Annotated in this window: 29 protein-coding genes; 19 read left to right on the forward strand and 10 right to left on the reverse strand. The window is 34.1% G+C overall.

Annotated elements, in window-relative coordinates:
• The first annotated feature begins 31 nt into the window (after window positions 1–31).
• Both NSQ95_RS07650 and dnaN read left to right on the forward strand, forming a co-directional pair.
• On the forward strand, window positions 32–274 hold the full coding sequence (locus NSQ95_RS07650) for a hypothetical protein (RefSeq protein ID WP_342560636.1): 243 nt from the start codon (window positions 32–34) through the stop codon (window positions 272–274).
• A gap of 213 nt (window positions 275–487) precedes the next feature.
• The gene (gene dnaN, locus NSQ95_RS07655; protein WP_342560637.1) at window positions 488–1,618 is read left to right on the forward strand and encodes a DNA polymerase III subunit beta; all 1,131 of its coding nucleotides are present in this window, start codon (window positions 488–490) and stop codon (window positions 1,616–1,618) included.
• Between the two features lie 132 nt (window positions 1,619–1,750).
• Here the strand turns inward: dnaN and NSQ95_RS07660 are convergent, their stop codons facing one another.
• Window positions 1,751–2,665 carry an iron-hydroxamate ABC transporter substrate-binding protein gene (locus NSQ95_RS07660; protein ID WP_342560638.1) on the reverse strand — a complete coding sequence of 305 codons (915 nt, stop codon included), beginning with the start codon at window positions 2,663–2,665 and terminating at the stop codon, window positions 1,751–1,753.
• A gap of 349 nt (window positions 2,666–3,014) precedes the next feature.
• Between NSQ95_RS07660 and NSQ95_RS07665 the strand changes: the two genes are divergently transcribed.
• Window positions 3,015–3,242, forward strand: a complete 228-nt coding sequence (locus tag NSQ95_RS07665) for a lactate dehydrogenase (RefSeq protein ID WP_169361148.1) — start codon at window positions 3,015–3,017, stop codon at window positions 3,240–3,242.
• 70 nt (window positions 3,243–3,312) lie between these two features.
• On the opposite strand, the gene NSQ95_RS07670 is transcribed toward NSQ95_RS07665, so the two are convergent.
• A complete protein-coding gene (locus NSQ95_RS07670) occupies window positions 3,313–3,729 on the reverse strand; it encodes a hypothetical protein (RefSeq protein ID WP_342560639.1) in 417 nt (138 codons plus the stop codon).
• Window positions 3,730–3,917: 188 nt separating this feature from the next.
• On the opposite strand from NSQ95_RS07670, the gene NSQ95_RS07675 reads away from it, so the two are divergent.
• From NSQ95_RS07675 to NSQ95_RS07695, 5 genes are all read left to right on the forward strand, one after another.
• Entirely contained in the window at window positions 3,918–4,373 is a 456-nt protein-coding gene (locus NSQ95_RS07675; protein ID WP_342560640.1) for a DUF2262 domain-containing protein, read from the forward strand.
• 23 nt (window positions 4,374–4,396) lie between these two features.
• Window positions 4,397–4,543, forward strand: a complete 147-nt coding sequence (locus NSQ95_RS07680) for a hypothetical protein (RefSeq protein WP_342560641.1) — start codon at window positions 4,397–4,399, stop codon at window positions 4,541–4,543.
• 90 nt (window positions 4,544–4,633) lie between these two features.
• Window positions 4,634–5,167 (forward strand): HAD family hydrolase, encoded by a 534-nt coding sequence (locus NSQ95_RS07685; protein WP_342560642.1) that lies wholly within the window; start codon window positions 4,634–4,636, stop codon window positions 5,165–5,167.
• A gap of 30 nt (window positions 5,168–5,197) precedes the next feature.
• Window positions 5,198–5,482 carry a hypothetical protein gene (locus NSQ95_RS07690; protein WP_342560643.1) on the forward strand — a complete coding sequence of 95 codons (285 nt, stop codon included), beginning with the start codon at window positions 5,198–5,200 and terminating at the stop codon, window positions 5,480–5,482.
• A gap of 19 nt (window positions 5,483–5,501) precedes the next feature.
• Window positions 5,502–6,494, forward strand: a complete 993-nt coding sequence (locus tag NSQ95_RS07695; RefSeq protein ID WP_342560644.1) for a nucleotidyltransferase family protein — start codon at window positions 5,502–5,504, stop codon at window positions 6,492–6,494.
• A gap of 38 nt (window positions 6,495–6,532) precedes the next feature.
• Here the strand turns inward: NSQ95_RS07695 and NSQ95_RS07700 are convergent, their stop codons facing one another.
• Genes NSQ95_RS07700 through NSQ95_RS07710 form a run of 3 tightly spaced genes read right to left on the reverse strand, consistent with a single transcriptional unit; the run spans window position 6,533 to window position 7,757 of the window.
• Window positions 6,533–6,922, reverse strand: a complete 390-nt coding sequence (locus NSQ95_RS07700) for a hypothetical protein (protein WP_342560645.1) — start codon at window positions 6,920–6,922, stop codon at window positions 6,533–6,535.
• Window positions 6,923–6,956: 34 nt separating this feature from the next.
• A complete protein-coding gene (locus NSQ95_RS07705) occupies window positions 6,957–7,403 on the reverse strand; it encodes an ImmA/IrrE family metallo-endopeptidase (protein ID WP_342560646.1) in 447 nt (148 codons plus the stop codon).
• A 27-nt stretch (window positions 7,404–7,430) separates the two neighbouring features.
• Entirely contained in the window at window positions 7,431–7,757 is a 327-nt protein-coding gene (locus NSQ95_RS07710) for a helix-turn-helix transcriptional regulator (protein WP_169360789.1), read from the reverse strand.
• Between the two features lie 219 nt (window positions 7,758–7,976).
• On the opposite strand from NSQ95_RS07710, the gene NSQ95_RS07715 reads away from it, so the two are divergent.
• The 6 genes from NSQ95_RS07715 to NSQ95_RS07740 all read left to right on the forward strand — a co-directional run bounded on the left by NSQ95_RS07715 (window position 7,977) and on the right by NSQ95_RS07740 (window position 10,645).
• The gene (locus NSQ95_RS07715) at window positions 7,977–8,171 is read left to right on the forward strand and encodes a hypothetical protein (protein ID WP_342560647.1); all 195 of its coding nucleotides are present in this window, start codon (window positions 7,977–7,979) and stop codon (window positions 8,169–8,171) included.
• Window positions 8,172–8,267: 96 nt separating this feature from the next.
• Entirely contained in the window at window positions 8,268–8,432 is a 165-nt protein-coding gene (locus tag NSQ95_RS07720) for a DUF3954 domain-containing protein (protein WP_342560648.1), read from the forward strand.
• 130 nt (window positions 8,433–8,562) lie between these two features.
• On the forward strand, window positions 8,563–9,039 hold the full coding sequence (locus tag NSQ95_RS07725) for an ArpU family phage packaging/lysis transcriptional regulator (RefSeq protein ID WP_342560649.1): 477 nt from the start codon (window positions 8,563–8,565) through the stop codon (window positions 9,037–9,039).
• A gap of 242 nt (window positions 9,040–9,281) precedes the next feature.
• Window positions 9,282–9,575 carry a hypothetical protein gene (locus NSQ95_RS07730; RefSeq protein ID WP_342560650.1) on the forward strand — a complete coding sequence of 98 codons (294 nt, stop codon included), beginning with the start codon at window positions 9,282–9,284 and terminating at the stop codon, window positions 9,573–9,575.
• Window positions 9,572–9,841, forward strand: coding sequence for a phage holin (locus NSQ95_RS07735; protein WP_342560651.1), 270 nt, complete (start codon window positions 9,572–9,574; stop codon window positions 9,839–9,841). Before NSQ95_RS07730 ends, NSQ95_RS07735 begins: the two co-directional genes overlap by 4 nt.
• A 114-nt stretch (window positions 9,842–9,955) precedes the next feature.
• The gene (locus NSQ95_RS07740; protein WP_342560652.1) at window positions 9,956–10,645 is read left to right on the forward strand and encodes an N-acetylmuramoyl-L-alanine amidase; all 690 of its coding nucleotides are present in this window, start codon (window positions 9,956–9,958) and stop codon (window positions 10,643–10,645) included.
• A 57-nt stretch (window positions 10,646–10,702) separates the two neighbouring features.
• On the opposite strand, the gene NSQ95_RS07745 is transcribed toward NSQ95_RS07740, so the two are convergent.
• Entirely contained in the window at window positions 10,703–11,386 is a 684-nt protein-coding gene (locus NSQ95_RS07745) for a hypothetical protein (RefSeq protein ID WP_342560653.1), read from the reverse strand.
• A 321-nt stretch (window positions 11,387–11,707) separates the two neighbouring features.
• On the opposite strand from NSQ95_RS07745, the gene NSQ95_RS07750 reads away from it, so the two are divergent.
• The gene (locus tag NSQ95_RS07750; protein WP_342560654.1) at window positions 11,708–11,953 is read left to right on the forward strand and encodes a hypothetical protein; all 246 of its coding nucleotides are present in this window, start codon (window positions 11,708–11,710) and stop codon (window positions 11,951–11,953) included.
• A 127-nt stretch (window positions 11,954–12,080) separates the two neighbouring features.
• Here the strand turns inward: NSQ95_RS07750 and NSQ95_RS07755 are convergent, their stop codons facing one another.
• From NSQ95_RS07755 to NSQ95_RS07765, 3 genes are all read right to left on the reverse strand, one after another.
• Complete coding sequence (locus NSQ95_RS07755; RefSeq protein WP_342560655.1) at window positions 12,081–12,686, reverse strand: hypothetical protein; 606 nt, start codon at window positions 12,684–12,686, stop codon at window positions 12,081–12,083.
• 407 nt (window positions 12,687–13,093) lie between these two features.
• Window positions 13,094–13,672 carry a hypothetical protein gene (locus tag NSQ95_RS07760; protein WP_342560656.1) on the reverse strand — a complete coding sequence of 193 codons (579 nt, stop codon included), beginning with the start codon at window positions 13,670–13,672 and terminating at the stop codon, window positions 13,094–13,096.
• Window positions 13,673–13,886: 214 nt separating this feature from the next.
• Window positions 13,887–14,336: a DinB family protein gene (locus tag NSQ95_RS07765; RefSeq protein ID WP_342560657.1), complete on the reverse strand. Its 450-nt coding sequence runs from the start codon at window positions 14,334–14,336 to the stop codon at window positions 13,887–13,889.
• Between the two features lie 255 nt (window positions 14,337–14,591).
• Between NSQ95_RS07765 and NSQ95_RS07770 the strand changes: the two genes are divergently transcribed.
• Window positions 14,592–14,972, forward strand: coding sequence for a hypothetical protein (locus tag NSQ95_RS07770; RefSeq protein WP_342560658.1), 381 nt, complete (start codon window positions 14,592–14,594; stop codon window positions 14,970–14,972).
• 145 nt (window positions 14,973–15,117) lie between these two features.
• Here the strand turns inward: NSQ95_RS07770 and lexA are convergent, their stop codons facing one another.
• Window positions 15,118–15,738 (reverse strand): transcriptional repressor LexA, encoded by a 621-nt coding sequence (gene lexA, locus NSQ95_RS07775; protein WP_169360801.1) that lies wholly within the window; start codon window positions 15,736–15,738, stop codon window positions 15,118–15,120.
• A 174-nt stretch (window positions 15,739–15,912) separates the two neighbouring features.
• On the opposite strand from lexA, the gene NSQ95_RS07780 reads away from it, so the two are divergent.
• The 3 genes from NSQ95_RS07780 to NSQ95_RS07790 all read left to right on the forward strand — a co-directional run bounded on the left by NSQ95_RS07780 (window position 15,913) and on the right by NSQ95_RS07790 (window position 17,167).
• Entirely contained in the window at window positions 15,913–16,224 is a 312-nt protein-coding gene (locus NSQ95_RS07780) for a LysM peptidoglycan-binding domain-containing protein (protein WP_342560659.1), read from the forward strand.
• Complete coding sequence (locus tag NSQ95_RS07785) at window positions 16,221–16,868, forward strand: recombinase family protein (RefSeq protein WP_298472271.1); 648 nt, start codon at window positions 16,221–16,223, stop codon at window positions 16,866–16,868. Before NSQ95_RS07780 ends, NSQ95_RS07785 begins: the two co-directional genes overlap by 4 nt.
• A 65-nt stretch (window positions 16,869–16,933) precedes the next feature.
• Window positions 16,934–17,167: a DUF896 domain-containing protein gene (locus NSQ95_RS07790; protein ID WP_342560660.1), complete on the forward strand. Its 234-nt coding sequence runs from the start codon at window positions 16,934–16,936 to the stop codon at window positions 17,165–17,167.
• The last annotated feature ends 27 nt before the right edge of the window (window positions 17,168–17,194 follow it).

Here is a 17,194-nt window from a genome sequence, read left to right on the forward strand (position 1 = left end):
CTGTATATTGATTACGAAGGAGTGATGATTCATGATCAATGAAGAAATAAATAAACTTTCGGATATTTTGTTACAAAGTCTGTATGATTATCATTTTGCTAATGATGGCGGGAGCTATGTATTACCTAAAGCTATGGTAAATACGGATCTCAATAGCAAACAAGCGATTGAATACTTAATCAAAATGGAATATGCAGTGGATAGCGGGCAGGGTTCAGATAACCTGGTTTTAGCAATAACTGATAAAGGCATGGAGTATCTTAAAAACAAATAAGTATTCAGCAGAATATCCACATTGTTAAACTCAAACTGAGTATTAAGGTGAAAAAATATTTTTTTAAAACATCGTCCAATAGTTGATTGGAACGGTGTTTTTTTATGTATAGTGGGTAGATATCTAACTCATTTTATAAGAATAAATAGAGGGGAATTGGTAAATGAAGTCGAATTAGTAATACTTAAAGCTTAAATGAGGTGAGCCGTATTTATGGAATTTATAATAGATAGTGCATGTTTTAACAAGGCAATTTCAGAAGTGAATAGAGCAGTATCTTTAAAAACACCGTTCCCTATTCTCTCAGGAATTAAGATAACTGTTGATCACAATCACTTAACTCTTGTTGGAAGCAATTCTGATATTATAATCGAAAAGGTTATTCCAGTATGGAAAGAGGAAGTCGAATTAGTGGAAGTTTGTCAAGCAGGGGAAATTGTAGTTTCAGCTCAACTTCTAAGTGAAATTGTAAAGAAGTTACCTGGAAAAATACATATAAAAGTAAATGAAGAAAAGCAGGTTACCATTCAGTCGCATGACATAATTACGACTCTTTACGGATTCAACAAAGATGAATATCCTAGTCTTCCACAAATAGATGAGACTAATTGCATAAAAATTCCGAGTGGTGAGCTGGTAGAGATTATTAAACAAACGGTGTATGCAGCCTCGAAGAATGAATCTAGACCTGTCTTAACAGGAGTTAATATGTCTTTCCATCAAAATCGACTCACGTGTATTGCAACAAATTCACAGCGTTTGGCTTTAAGGGAGCTTACCATAGATTCGGTTATGAATGGTTCTTTCAATGTTCCAGCCACAAGTTTAAGTGAGCTATCCAATCTAATTAACAAGGAATCTACCGTAATAAACATATTTGTGACAGAAAGGTACATAGTATTTAAGTCAAATACCATCTCCCTCTTTTCTAAACTAATTGATGGAAATTACCCTAACATATCCGGCCTACTATCAAATAATTTCAGGACAACAATTATACTTAATACAGTACAACTGTTAAAGGCTATCGATAGAGCTTGTCTTTTTGCAAGTGAATGGAAAAATAACAATGTACAACTAGAAATTAACAATGGTGCTAAAATCAAAATTTCTTCTAATTCCACAGAAATAGGTAAGATTGAAGAAACACTAAGTATTAAAGCAATCACTGGGGACACTAATCTAACTATTTCACTTGATGCGATTTTTTTGATGGATGCGTTAAAGATAATAAAAGAAGAAGAGATAAAAGTTAGTTTTAACGGTTCAATGAGCCCAATTTTAATTGAGCCTATTGAACAGTCCTCTTATCTTCAACTCATTTCACCGGTCCGTTCTTATTAAATAGTACAATTATGTTTTCTAACTATTCGAGCCTTCTATGAGCAATCTATGTGTGCACGAGGCTTGGATATAACTAGTCTAGAAATTAAAAAACGTGAAATCAGCAACTTGATTTCACGTTTGTACGAGTCCTTATTTATTCAAAAACGAGCTTTCAAAGAAATCTAGAAGATGCTCTAGAGTAATGGGATCGCTGTAGGTAGAAGCCTTTGTATTTATTTCGTATACTTGACCATTCTTAACAGCAGGGATGTTTTTCCAAAGGTCTGTTTCTAGGAAAGAGTTATCTACGTCTGGATTTTTGCTCAAAATTACATAATCACCTGCGTATTCGGGAAGTAATTCAGTTGAAATCGTATAGATACCCGATTCAAGAGCTGAATTCTTTACCTTTTCGGGCATATTCAATCCCATTGCTTGGTACAAAATTTCTGTTCCACGTGCATAATTATTTCCAAAAACATAAAACTCCTTGTTACCACTTTCAATAACAGAGACAGTTGCATCTTCTCCGATTTTTGCTCGAATAGCCTCGCCAATTGATTCAGCTCGAGATTTGAAATCCTCTATCCATTCGTTCGCTTCCTTTTCCTTGTTCAGAAGCTTTCCGATTTCAAGTTGCTGTTGTAAGTAATCTAGTTTCCCCCAAGTAAAAACAACAGTCGGTGCAATTTCATTTAACTTGTCAATATTATTCATATGAGAGCCTGCAATAATTAGGTCTGGCTCTAATTCAATTATTTTTTCCAGGTTCTCCTCTGTTACAACCTCTACTCCTTCCAGTCGTTCTTCAAATAGAGGGTTCATCTTTGTCCAATCATCAATTCCAACTACATTTGCGTCTAAAGCTAAGGCATTTGGGCCATTCGTGAGTGTAATTATTCTTTGTGGATCTGCCGGAACCTCGATAGGGCCAGTTTCCGATTGGTATGTAATCGTATCTGATTTTGTTTCTTCTTTTCCTTGCTCCTTATTTGTTTCCTTGTCTCCACATGCAGCAAGGATAAGTACAAAGAACAGTAAGGATATCATAAATAGCTTTTTCATTATTTAAACTCCTTCTTCATCATTAAAATTTGAAATAAATTGAAGATTAATTAGTAATGATTATCATTTTCAATTAACTCTATTAAATGTTAATTCTATTAGTTTAAAATGTCAATGGAATAATTGTTTTGATGCGTACCATTTATAAATTATATGTTCCCGCAAATCAAGTGAGTCTAAGATAGGTTAAACGATGAGCCAAGGTAACGACTAATTTGATTCATGTATAAAAGCATTTGTTTGATGTGAAAATTACGTAGTATACGAATGAATCAGTAAACGAGCATATTATATATTTTTCTTTTTTTAGGACATGCTATTCATGTGGAATAATGGAGGAGGAATCAAAATGGAAATACTTTTAAATAGGCTGCACGAAGGAATTGAATATCTTACTTCACAAGGTAAGCAAGTTACCTTAATCAGAATGAATCCTGACATTTTTGAGTCTTTGACACAAGACGAGCTTTCGAATGTTGAAACGACTATTAACGCAGCGACTGTATTTGGAGTACCAATGGAAGCAGATGAAAATGTGGAAAAGTATGAGTTCATAATATCAAGACCACTAAATTAATTATAATTGGAATTCAAATAGGGGATCTCAGTCAAGAGAAATGCCCCTATTTTTTTATAAAACCCAAAAATTATAAAGCTAACCTTTCTAAATTATTTATAGTTTGTTTAAGGCCTTCCTCGATGCTATTGTCTATGTCCTTTTCATATACATAAAAGATTAAAACATTTTTCACTTCGTAAACACTATGAGATACAATATTCATACTTTCTGTTTGTTTCTGAAAATCTTTAAGTCCTTTTTTTCGATTTTCTTCAGAATCGAAGATATAGATCAAAAATGATTTGTCCTGTAGCGTATAATTGTTTGGCTTTATACCATTCAGCTTATTATTAAAAATGTTATCGGTAGATTTCCTTGTCTCTTCTACATCAAGATGTTGATTTTCTAGTGAAACAATCACATCATTTAAAGTAATGTTTGCCGCTTGAACTTGGCATGCAGTTAACACCAAAACGAAGATTAAGATTATATAAACTCTCCTCATGTTATAACTCCTTTTAACAAGCTTTTTTAAACGTAATTCTACAGAAATCCTATCTAGCTGAATATGTATTCTACATATATTTCCAAAAGCCTTCTTTTAACAGTTATAATAGAGTATATGAAAAATAGATAGAGAACATCACGTTGCTCCTTTTAGTTCTTTGAAAAAAACGAGAAGGTGATAATGAAATGAATTCATCAATATATAGTGATGCCCTGGGATTGTTCAGTTACGATGAGAGAACAAAAAAATTTAAAAACTGTGAAGGTAATATCTTTTGGAGCTTGAATAGTAATAATATAGTGGATGCCAAGCAATTATTACTTATTGCAGAAAGTCTGTTTACTTCTATAGAAATTTTCCATAAACAAGTTGGAACTTCTGTGGCTGCATATTTACTTGACTATAAAAATGACTTTTGGCCTGAATACGATGAAAATGATCCGACTCTTAGTTGGGATGCAGTAGATGCAGGTGATTACAATATAACTCATGAGAAGTTTGTATCTTCAATCACATTATATGATGTAGTCATAAGTAAAGAGGTAATAAACTGTGAATTCCATGATGGGGATTTATTTGGCGGGCATAGAATTCATGCAACGTTTTCACATGATTTAAAAATACTGGAGGCAAGTATTTAAACTAAATCGAAAAGGGTGAATGTATGGGGAAACCTAATGAGGAAAAGAAGAGTAAAATTGAAACGGATGACGCGTGGAATCGTGCTCTGTATGGCAGTCCTACTATTGGAGGGATTCTAGTAGTAGGAATCATTTTTTTAGTCATTATTATCAATATTTTTAAAAATTAATAAGTTATAGCTAATAATTTTGTCTTATTACCCTGATAATTATTTTCCTTAGGGGCACAATAGTAGGAAAATAATAAAGGTGTGAATAGGATGAAAAAAGCAGTATTCCTAGACCGAGATGGTGTTATAAACGAAGTGTTGTCTAACCGAGTAAAGTTTGTAAATAAGCCAAGAGATTTGTATTTTCTCCCTGGTGTCCCAGAGGCCATAAAAAAATTAAATACTGTATTCGACTATATTTTTGTCGTGACGAATCAAGGCGGCGTTGGCTTAGGTTATATGCAGGAACAACAATTAATACACATCCATGACCATATGGCGAAAGCTTTAAAGAAAATGGGGGCAGTTATTCATGAAGTTGTCTATTGTCCACATAAGCCAAAGGAAGGCTGTTCCTGTAGAAAGCCCAACAGTAAATTAATTGAGGACCTTGCTAGAAAATACGACGTAACATTGGTTGAGTCTTATATGGTGGGAGATACCGATACGGATATAATAGCAGGAAAAAAAGCTGGTACGAAGTGTGTATTTCTTGGAAAAAGGGATCCGCTAGCCGATGCCATCTTTCCTGACTTAGCAACAGCTGCTGGGTGGATTATTAAAGATAGTCTTAAAGGTAAGTGAGATGTATACACCCAGTAAAGGGGGATGGGAATGGAGATACAATGGATAAATGGTCAATACGCGGAGGATAATAGGATATTCGATATGGAGACGGAAGTATATGAGTGGTCCGATTCATTGTATGTAGATTTCCTGGATTGCTTAGTAAGTAAAAAGAATGTTGGATATGCGACTCCCGATGAAAAGGTGACCGCTAGTCTTAGTGAGCTTCTACCAAAATGGGCTGATCACCTAAATGTAAAGGTTGCTGTGCACAGAGATAAAATAAAGGCAAACGATAATATCCTATATAGAGTTTGGACTACGAATGATTAATTCAATGGGAGGGAACCTTTTGTATGAGGATAAATTGATAGAAACACTTAACAAAAGCAAATCTATGAGTAGTATATTGAGAGCTCTTATGCAATTAGATCCACCATTTGAATATTATGTGGGAGCAAGGAGTGTTACAAATACGATATGGAACGAAATATCAGGATATCCAATGGAGTATGGTATTTCAGACATCGACATTATATATTACGATAAATATAATATAGATGCACATAATGAAATAAAGCTAAAGAAAGAATTAGAGAGAATTCTTGGTGATTTTTCTTTTAAGTTAGACGTAAAAAATCAAGCAAGAGTACATTTTTGGTATGAAAGTAAATTTGGATTTCCTATTAAACCATATATGTCGATTGAGACAGCAATTGACAGCTGGCCTACGACCGTGGCTGCTATAGGGGTTAGGTTAGAGCATAATGGACTGTACAGCATATATTCTCCGTATGGTTTAAATGATTTGTTCTCGATGGTTGTTAGACCTAACAAACTATTAGTTACTCAAGAGATTTATGAGAGCAAATCGACGAAATGGAAAAAAGTGGCCATTATTAGAGATTATACCTTGGTAATACATAGGGGAGGAGCATCCATGAACTTTTATATTGCTTCAAGCTTTCAGAATATCCAGCAAGTAAGGGAGCTGGCAAAATTACTAAAACAAAAAGGATGGAACCATACTTACGATTGGACTGAAAATCAAAAAGCGGAGTCATATGAGTGTCTTGCTGAAATCGGTAAAAAAGAAATGAAGGCAGTAAGTGAATCCGAGTTACTGATTGTGATACTTCCAGCTGGAAAAGGTAGCCATATAGAGATGGGGCTAGCCTTAGCATTAGGAAAAAGTATATATTTATTTTCTACATACAAATCCTCATATAACTTCGATCAAACGAGTACCTTTTATCACGTAGATGGAGTAAACCGCTATGTGGGAGATTTAAGCTCCTTTGCTCAATCTATTTTGGCCGAAAATGTGAAGAGTAGTTCAATATAACCCGTTACATAAGGATGGCTGCCAGTAAATAGATAAAATTATGTTACCTTAGGTCGATTGTGAGTAATTAATAGGACAAGGCCAATGATTAGCGGAAATAAAAACATCCAAATTAAATATTCATTTAAATCATTAGTCATAGGACTATTAAAAGTTGTTTTATCTTGAAAATAATAGCCTGTTCTTACGGCTGTTAACAAAGCTAAAATGACTAAGTTTATTTTTAGGGATTTATCAGAAAATAATAAGAATACGACTAGAATAAAGGAGGAAAGTAAAACTAGAAAGAAAAAGTTATCCAATTCATGCATTTTGTAATTAACAGGAATATCTGCTAGCATGATAGCCTTTCTGATAAATAGAAAAGTGAATAAATACACGAGTAAAATGAAGCTTACAGACAATCCAATAATATTTTTCGGTTTCATAGAGTTTACTCCTTCAAAATGGGTTATTATACAATCATTTCTTTATGATATTTAAAGGGTCAAAAAATAATTCATAATTTTTATAGTGTACTGAAATCCCATAACGTTGCTTATAAACCTTTAATGCATCATTTAAAAAGCTTGGAGTAATCTCAAGATGCAAGCAAATTTCTTCTGCAGTCGTATACCCGTGAAGATAACATTCGACTAAATGATCGAGAGAGACTATTTTTTCGTAACCCCATCTTCTTGCAGTTAGCTCATGTTTTTGATTGTTAGTATTATTTAAATCTAAAATGTTCCCAACAGTTGTTTCATAATGACCCAGCTCTTCAGCCAAAATGCAGTGTTTTTCATAGGAGGACTGTGATTTATTAATTTCAATATTATTGTCGTAATAAAGTCCTGAAAGGCCTTTTGGCAAATCCTTTTCTCTTATGCAGATTTGCGGATATTCCATCAAAAGTTTTTCATAACTCATGCAAATACACCCCTATAATAAGAGAATTTATTTTCTTTGAGACTTGATAAACTCAATATATTTTTTAATATCTTCCATTTCTTCCTCAGTGACGTCCTCATCTATATGCGCTGCTATTGTTACGATGTTTTTTTCTTTTTTAGATTCCAATGGCGGGAAAAACTCATTAATGGACACGTTTAAGATTTTGGCAAGCTCATATAGTATTTCTTGATTGGCCTTCCTTTCTCCTTTTTCGTAACGAGAAATAGTTTGTTTAGTAGTATGCAACTTTTCAGCCAATTCTTCTTGGTTCATATTTCTCATGATGCGCCATTTTTTAATCTGTTCTCCTACGTAATTAGTCAGTTCCATATTCTGTTTTTCCTCCTGCATTAGTGATTATTCAATTATATAATAAAGTCACCAAAATGGGAATGAAATTTATGATTAATGCTATTATACCATTTACAAGTAACCGATATGGTGATATATTATTTTCACAAGTCAGGTCCAGCATTTGGGATTGTAGCAGGATAAAAAATTTTAAGTTAAAGTCACCAAAACGGTTACTTTGATGAAAGGGGAAATAATATGAAGCAAGACGCCTATTTGTTAGATGTGTGGTATTTCAATGATGGAACACTGAAGGATCCGCATGAAATGTGGTTTGTCGTTTCAAAAAGTAGGGGGTATGAGGAATATCTTAAAGTAAAGGAACATTCTGGGGAGGCTAAATTTAATCACTACCATAAAAGCCTGCTAGCGAGTATGTTTGGTCGATGGTAATAAGGACATTTGAAATAAGATCATTCTGTTTATCATCCTTTGTTTACTTAAACGGGATAACAGCCTGCCATAGTTAGAGGAAGGGAGAAGATATGTATGAAAAATGAAGAAAAGAATCAAGTGGAACAAGTCGTATGTCTGATTAAGGATGGAAAGATGAAGTTAGTGGAAAGTCCACAATACGGATACGGTAAACAAATTATCACATGGCAAAATGGAAAGCCTACTCATATCGAGATTCAATCAACTAAAAGAATATAATCGTTACTGGAATAACCAGGACACAAACTTGAATCCAAGTTTCGTGTCTTTTTTTATTTACATGTTTTTTTATTTAAAAGACGAGCTTAGGTGAAAAATGCTTTTACTATTTGAATGGAGGGTATTTAATATGAACTCACAAATAGATTCTAAAAAGACCAAAAAGGCAGTAGAGCGTTCTATTGCAGAATTCAGGATGTATATGCTTCAATCTTCTCTCGATAAAATGCCTACTATCACAACTCAATATTCTCTAGTCCCTCCCTCAGGAGGTTTTAATGGTTCATCCACAGAAAAATCTGCTTTGAAAAATGTTGATTATGCAAGAAAAAGAGAAAAAGTGATGGAGAAAACAATAATTGCGGTTAATAAATTGTCCTATAAAGAAAGATCGATCATCACGATGAAATATTTTGGTAAGGAAGAGGTATATGATTATGAAGTTTACACCGAACTACATCTGTCTCATCGTCAGTATTACCGTATCAAAGCATCTGCCTTTCAGAAGCTTGCCATAGCTATGGACATAATTGTATGGAAAGAAAAAAAGGAGAGTTTAAATAATGAGTTGAGTGTATTAAAAGGAGAATTAGAATGGCACTTTTAAGGCACACTATTTTGTTTAAAGTATGATTTAATATAACCTATAGGATGCTTTACAAAAATACTTTGGGGGATGATAGATTTTTATAATCCTCCTTCCCAAAAAGAGGGCACATTGATGGCACTAAATATCGATATTAATATGTTTTAATATAAACTAGGAAGAAATAAAAAAATAATGGAGAAACAAAAAGGACGTTCCAATTGTGGGAACGTTCTTTTTCTTTCCCTAAAAGGAGTGAGGGAATGGAATTATTTATCGGTATGGGATGTACAGTATTAGGTTTTTTTGTAGGATTGCTCACTTATAGCCGCAACAGAGACAAGGATGTGAAGGCGGAGGCTGCTAGAACTGCGGTAATTGAAACAAAGCTCGATACGATCAGCAGGGGAGTGGAGGTAATTCAAAGAGAAATAAAGGCGTTGGAAAAGCAACGGGAGATTTTATCGGAAAGATTAACTCGAATAGAGGAAGGTAATAAACTAGCGAACAGAAGAATGGAAGAATTGTCACTCATACAGGAGGTGGCAAATGTATGAATATTAACTGGAAGGTTCGTTTGCAAAATAAGATTTGGGTCATGGGCTTCCTATCCCAATTGTTTATTTTAACAGAGCTCGTACTTATAGCTTTCAAACATCTAAAGATTACAGAATATACCTTATCCCATGAACTAGAGACGTGGGTGCTAGCGGTTGTAAATGTAGTGTTTGGTCTGTTTTCTATGATTGGGTTGGTACAAGATCCTACTACCCAGCATTTATCGGATAGTAAAAGAGCATTAACTTATAGAAAACCAAATTGAGCTGCCCTTTATGGGTGGCTCTTTCTATGGAAAGGGGTGATTCCATTGGTGTAGTAAAAGGTAAGAAAAAATGTGTTTAATAAAAAACAAAAAAATTAGAAGAGGTGATTGATTATGGTAAAAATTTTTATTGATCCAGGTCATGGAGGAACAGATCCAGGAGCAGTGGGGAATGGCTTACAGGAGAAAAATTTAACGCTCCAAATTGCGACACGTGTAAAAAATATCCTTTTGGCAGAATACAACAATGTAAGTATTTTGATGAGTCGGACGGGAGACTCATTTTTGTCTTTACAGGAGCGCACGAACCAAGCAAATGCTTGGGGAGCTGATTATTTCGTTTCTATTCATATTAATGCTGGAGGTGGGACAGGCTATGAGGATTATATATATCCAGGTAGCGGCTCGCCTACTACTACGTATCAAACGAATATTCACTCTGAAATATTGAAGCTTGTCAATTTTTCGGAGAGAGGAAAGAAAACCGCTAATTTCCATGTCCTACGTGAATCAAATATGCCTTCGATTCTCACAGAAAACGGGTTTATTGATAATGCCAACGATGCAGCTAAGCTCAAGACTTCCTCTTTCATTGAATCTCTTGCTAGAGGGCATGTAAATGGTATCGTAAAGTCCTTTGGGCTTCCTAAAAAGGCTACAGCTGTTTATCACACGGTTGTAAGCGGGGACACTGTCTACGGACTCAGCCAGAGATACGGTAGTACAGTTCTGCAGATAAAAGATTGGAATGGTCTAGATTCCAATTATACGATTTATGTTGGTCAAGTTTTAAGAGTAAAATAAGAATGATTCCTCAAAAAGAAAAAGCGTTGAGTTTATTTACTCGACGCTTTTCTTCTTTTACTTTGTATTAATGGTTACACCTTGCAGCTTCAAATACTGTCCATCTGAAACAGTTAAATAAGTATCGGCTTGTACATTTTCATTTGTTACGATATCTTCCAGCTGATGAGAGCTGCTTTTAGATACTTCGTAGTAACCTAATTCAGAATCTGTACCTAATGTAATCTTATATTCTCCTGCTGGAATATCTTTTCCAATCTTATACATACCGTCTGCATAGACACCATTTTCTGGAATGATAGAAGGTGCTTGCTCAACCGGATACATTTCTCCATCCTGAAATTTAAAATATTCTCCATCTTTAAGCGTCACATAGGAGTTGGCGCCCTTACTTAAATTATCGTTGAAAATAATACTTTCAAGTGCCCCAGAGCTGTCTTTAGAGCTCTCAATATAAGTGTAGCCCTTTGCAAACACTATATATTCTCCCGCTGGAATATCAGTCCCGATCTTGTATGTTCCCGATTTAATCTTCCCGTCATCCTTCTTTTTGGGTTCCTCCTTATCTTCTGTAGGTTTGTCTGCGATATTGGATTTATCCGTTTTGTTTGTAGTTTGATCGGTTGCGGTATTATTTGTAGCATCTTCATCCCCGCCACCGGAAGACAATGCAATAATTATAATAATGACAATTACCCAGAACCACCATTTTTTATAAAACGGCTTTTTTGACTTTTCCATTTATTTCTCCACCTATCATAAGAAAAGATTTGTTTAATCATTAAGAGGTTGCCCAATAATGTTATTTTTTATGAGTAATGATAGAGGTTTAATTACTAAAAAAGGAAAGATAAAGGAATTTATTGTTTGAATGGGGAAAAGTGTATGAAGGCTTGGAATTATGAATAAAATTATTTTGGTGATTTTCTACAAGGGATATATGAAGTGTCTACCTCTATAGATTAGGAAGAAGAAAGAGAGAAGAATAATACATTCCACTTTAAATATTATGCGTAAATGGATATAGCAGGTGATTTAAAAGGTTCATCAGGGATGGTATAAATGAAGAGGTGCAAAAATGTTAAAAAAATAAGAGTAACCTTGTTCGTATGTGCAATTGTATTTGGAGTTTTAGATATACTAACCGAACTGAATTTATTACCTTTTATGGCGTTATTCATAGGTGCAAATTGTTTTCTATTAGGGTTAAACGATTTAAAAAAAGTGAATAAAGCATTTATGGGTTATACATTTATGATGATCTCTTTGATACTAGTTTTAATGGCTATAATCAGTTTATTTAAATAACCTTATTAAACTAAGTTTGTACTATATTAAAAATGAGCTTGGTAGATGTTTACCAGCCCATTTTTCATGTTCTCTTTTTGTTATAGCTATATAAATTAGAGATTATATATAGGCATTGTTGTCTATATTAATCTATTCCATATTCCTTGATTAGTGTCTCCATCTTTCTGCCAAACTCTCGATCCAATTTTCGAACTTCATTTAAAATTTCATTTGCCTTTGTGATTTTATCTGGGTCGTTCGCATCCATGCCTGCAGCAACTTCGCTAAATGCGATGTGTTGCTTGCTAATAGCATCTATTAATAACTCATGGGTAGTGGCTATGTCCTCATTAGGAGGGATGATTGCTTCTATGTTTTCAAGTACATACATATTTTGTGGGAGTATTTCTTCATAAATGGCAGTAGCAAACGTATATCCGTCAATTTCACCGTTAGAGGCACCCATTCTAAGTTCATCCCATTGTACCGCCAAATCAGATACCTGCATATATGCATCTCGTACATCGTCAACGTATAATTGTATCAATTCCTTATCCGCTGATACTTCTTCGACAACTTCTACTTCCTGCTCTTCCTCGACAACCTCTTTTTCTTCTTTAGTTACAGACTGCTCTTCCTTTTTTTCGACTTCTTCCGATTCCTTATCGGTCTTTGACTCCTTTGAAGATGGAGAACAGGCTGTCACACCTAGAATGATTGAAAGTAGTACTAATCCGAACCATTTTCTCATTTTATATAACCCCTTCCTGGTAATAGAAAAGCACTTTGTTCTAAGTACATTAATCCTTAATAGCATTCTTCCAAGCGAACAAGCAAAGGCATACTATCAGAGCACATACTAAGATCTTTCTCACGCTGATTTTATTTCTATTTACCTTGAATACTCCATTTTTTAAATCACCTAATTAATATATTCAGTTAAGGAAATGAAGGCACTGCTATTTTGTTTCTTATCGCTCATAAACGAGCTTTTTGGCTTTGAAAAGGCGTGTTTGAAGGATATAAAAAATTGATTTGCGAGAGAATTACATGCTTAAGAAGGGAGGAGAAGAATAAGGGATGACACGACAAAAAAGACGGCCATGAATAGTAACATGCCATCTAAATGATGTTAAGTAAAAATATGATATTTTAATATTAATCTATATTATATTCAAGTAGTAAGTTCTCCATTTCTCTTCCAAATTCGCGATCTAGCTTTCTTACTTCACTTAAAATTTCGTTTGCCTTCGTCATTTTATTAGAATCGTTTGTTTCCATAGCAGTTGCAACCTCACTAAATGCTATATGCTGCTTATTTATTGCGTCTATCAACAGTTCGTGACTTAGAGCTATCTCCTCATTAGGAGCTACAATTGCTTCAATTAATTCAATAATAGCCATGTTTTTGGGTAAAAAGTCAGATTTAATTATTTCTGCGAATTTTAAAGAGCTTACCTCTCCAGTAGAAGAGCCCATTCTTAATGCATCCCACTCAGCTCCTAAATTAGAAACCTTCGCATAAGCTTCTCTAACTTCGGCGACATATTTTTCGACAGCTTCTCTATCTTTAAAATCCTCAGGAGCTTTAGTTGATATCATTTCTGCTTTAGATGCTTTAAGTTCAATTGGTTGTTCAGTCTTGTTTACTGTTGGAGGTGTAACCTCTTCAGTAGAATTACAGGCAAATAAGTAAATAGTAGAGAATAATACGAGTAACAGTAAGCCTTTTCTCATGTTTTTTTATCTCCTTTTCGTTATGTTTTAACTGAAGTAAAAAGGTGTTTAGCAATTAAGATTTATATTCCATCAGGATTATAAATCTTTACCCCGTAAGTTAAACAAAAAACCATAAAAGGATAAAAATGTATAAAATAAATGAATAAAGTAGACTTGGTCGTTAAGCTGTAATGAATTGTTTGGATTTTAGGGAAAAGAATGAGTGCCCAACTTAGAAGAGGGGCTTTTGAAATCCATTTAAATGAGCAATTACTGCTATTTGACCTATATGGTAAGTCTCGTGCCCATACACATGTTGAAATGCCCAACGGATAGTTGGTATAGAAGGCGGGCTCCACCCATCAGAAAAGATAGGGACCTCTATCAATTGATTTAAATCAATAGTTTCCATACTTTCAAGAATTGCATCTGTATGTAATCTGATCTCTTCATAGGCTTTAATAATTTCTAATGGTTGGGAATATTCATCTACAGTTAATATTAAATTCTTCTTGAAAGCAACTTCATTTATCCAATAATCCTCACTTGTAGCAATATGTGATATTACCCAAGCTAAATTGTTTGGGTAGTCTTTTGTCGTTTTTAACCAATTTTCTTCAGGTAAATTTTTTAAGTAGGGCAATAACGTTTTTCGATAATCGTTCCGATAAGGGAATAGCATCTTTCATCTTCCTTTCGTTGGTAATTAAACTATAACTCTCTTTGGTTTATTAGTTTTTTATTGGGGTAATAATAGAGGATTAGTTAAATGAATAATCCATTTTTTATATAGAAACACAAATAACGAACAATTAAAAGATAGTAGAGATTAATATGCTGTTTTAATTTTAAAGTAGAATTAATTTCCGCTCATATTTTATTTAGTAAAAGCTATTCATGAACGTAAAATAATATAAAACATGGCGGAGGGGTAAGTGTGGAAACTAAAGAGATGATTCATACAATTAACGATTGTATGGAAAAATTAGACTATATTACAGTTAGGAAATATATAATTGATAATATACATCATCTTAACTTATATAAGCATTTGTTAGATGACGCTACTTTAAATGTCTTACAGTATTTAAACACTACCATTGACTCTGAACCTCAGCCTGTATCTCGCCAAGAGGTGGCGATTATCTATTCAATTAATATGTACTCAAAAATGTTTGACGTGAGATCATTAAGAATGAAAATAAAAGAAAACCCGTCCTTACTAATGAGGCAAGATATCAGGCATTATTTTAATGAGGAATCTAAAACATTGTTAGAAGGAATGAGAGTGATTTCTAATCATGCAAACAAGGTATAAGCCATTAAATCAAAAATAAAACCCCTTCACATATAAATGCGAAGGGGTTTTTCGATGATCTAAACAGAAATGTCCACTTTCTAGTTTAGATATGATATCGGCTCTACGTAATCATACTATGATACGGAAATAAGTCAAGAGATTATTAGTGGATATGTCGGTATACTCCAACTACTTTTCCTAAAATCGAAACTTGGTTCACAATAATAGGGTCCATAGTCGAGTTTTCTGGTTGTAATCTAAAATATGTCTTTTCTTTAAAGAACCGTTTCACAGTAGCTTCGTCATCTTCAGTCATTGCAACTACAATATCCCCGTTATTAGCAGATTGTTGTTGTTTAACCACAACATAATCTCCATTCAAGATTCCAGCTTCAATCATACTGTCACCCATAATTTCTAACATGAATAGATGGTCGTCTGATGTACCGAACGTCTCAGGTAAAGGAAAAAATTCTTCAACATTTTCAATAGCTGTTATAGGCATACCTGCAGTAACTTTACCTACCAAAGGAACATGCACAACTCCCTGTCTTTCCACAGAAACTTCCAGACCGTCCAATATTTCAATAGCGCGTGGTTTTGTAGGATCTCTCCGAATTAACCCTTTACTCTCTAATCTTGCTAAGTGACCATGCACTGTAGAGCTTGAGGCAAGTCCAACAGCCTCGCCAATTTCACGTACGGAAGGTGGATAGCCTTTTTTACGAACCTCTTCTTTTATAAAAGCTAAAATATCTTCCTGTCTTTTCGACGCTTTCTTCAATGAGTTCACCTCTTTTAGTAATAAATTACCTACTATATTAATACTTGTTAATAGTATAACAGTGTCCTATACAATATGCAAACATAGGTTCTAAAATATGTTGACAAAAACAAGTGTTCGCATTATTATTAAATTATACATACCGAACAAACATTCTTATTTGGAGGTTTTAACATGAATTGGTTAAAAAACAATTATTTTTTAGCGTTATTTTTAGGACTTAATCTAATTTTCATAACAACTATGGCTATTACACATACAATCTCGGCAGAGAAAAATTACGAAATTCATATAGAACAAGGAGATTCCCTTTGGGGACTTGCTAGTGAATATGGAGTAAAAGATTCTAAAGAAGACTGGATTAGTAAAGTTATTGAAATGAATAATTTATATGATACCTCTATTAAACCAGGAGATGTTATAGTAATTCCAAAGGTAAGTGAGAACTATCACTTAAATTATGGAACAGAGGTAGCAGGAGAATGAAATCAGTTATTTATTGTCGGGTAAGTACAGACAAGTCTACTCAAGAAACTTCACTAGAGAGACAAGAAGAAGAGCTAATAGATTTTGCAACAAAACAGGGTTATGAGGTTTCTCAAGTATTCTTAGACCAGCATAGTGGGTACGATGTGGAGAGAGATGGCCTACTAGAAATGCTTAATTATGTGAAGGAAAACGATATTAAAGCTGTATTTGTCCAAGATGAAACTAGAATCGGCAGAGGAAATGGGAGAATGGCAGTCCTTCATATGCTGCAGAAAACGAATACTACAGTATTTACATTGCAAGATAAAGGAATATTAAACCTGAATGAAATGGATTCTATGCTTTTAGAAATTCTTGCCTTAGTGGAGGAGTATCAGCGCAAAATTCACAACGCCAAAATTAAACGTGGGATGAAACGAGCAATCTCGCAAGGTTATAAGCCAGAAAAGAATTTAAAAACTCGAGGGAATCCTGAAGGAAGAGATCGTATAGATATACCGGTTGATGAAATAGTCCGGTTAAGAAATGCAGGACTAACTTATGAGGAAATTACATCCACTCTCAAAGGGTTAGGATTTCATATAAGTAAAGCTACCGTACATAGAAGATATATTGAATATAAAGAAGCACACGAAGAGTAAAGACTTGCACTTCGTGTGTTTTTTTCATACCTTTATATAAGAGATAGCTGAAAGGATGAAATTAAATGTTAAGTAAAGAAAAATTAGCACGTATTAACGAGCTGTCAAAGAAATCTAAGTCTAGCGGATTATCTATTGAAGAGGCAAAAGAACAAAGTGCACTACGCAAAGAATATTTGGAAACATTTAGAGCGACGATGAGAGATACAATTGAAAATGTAAAAGTTATTGACCCGTCTGGAAATGATGTAACGCCAGAAAAGGTCCAGCAAGCAAAAAAGGGTAAATTTCTGAATTAACTAATCATTTCAGAAACCTTGATAATA

The organism is Psychrobacillus sp. FSL W7-1457 (assembly GCF_038593405.1).
GTDB lineage: Bacteria > Bacillota > Bacilli > Bacillales_A > Planococcaceae > Psychrobacillus.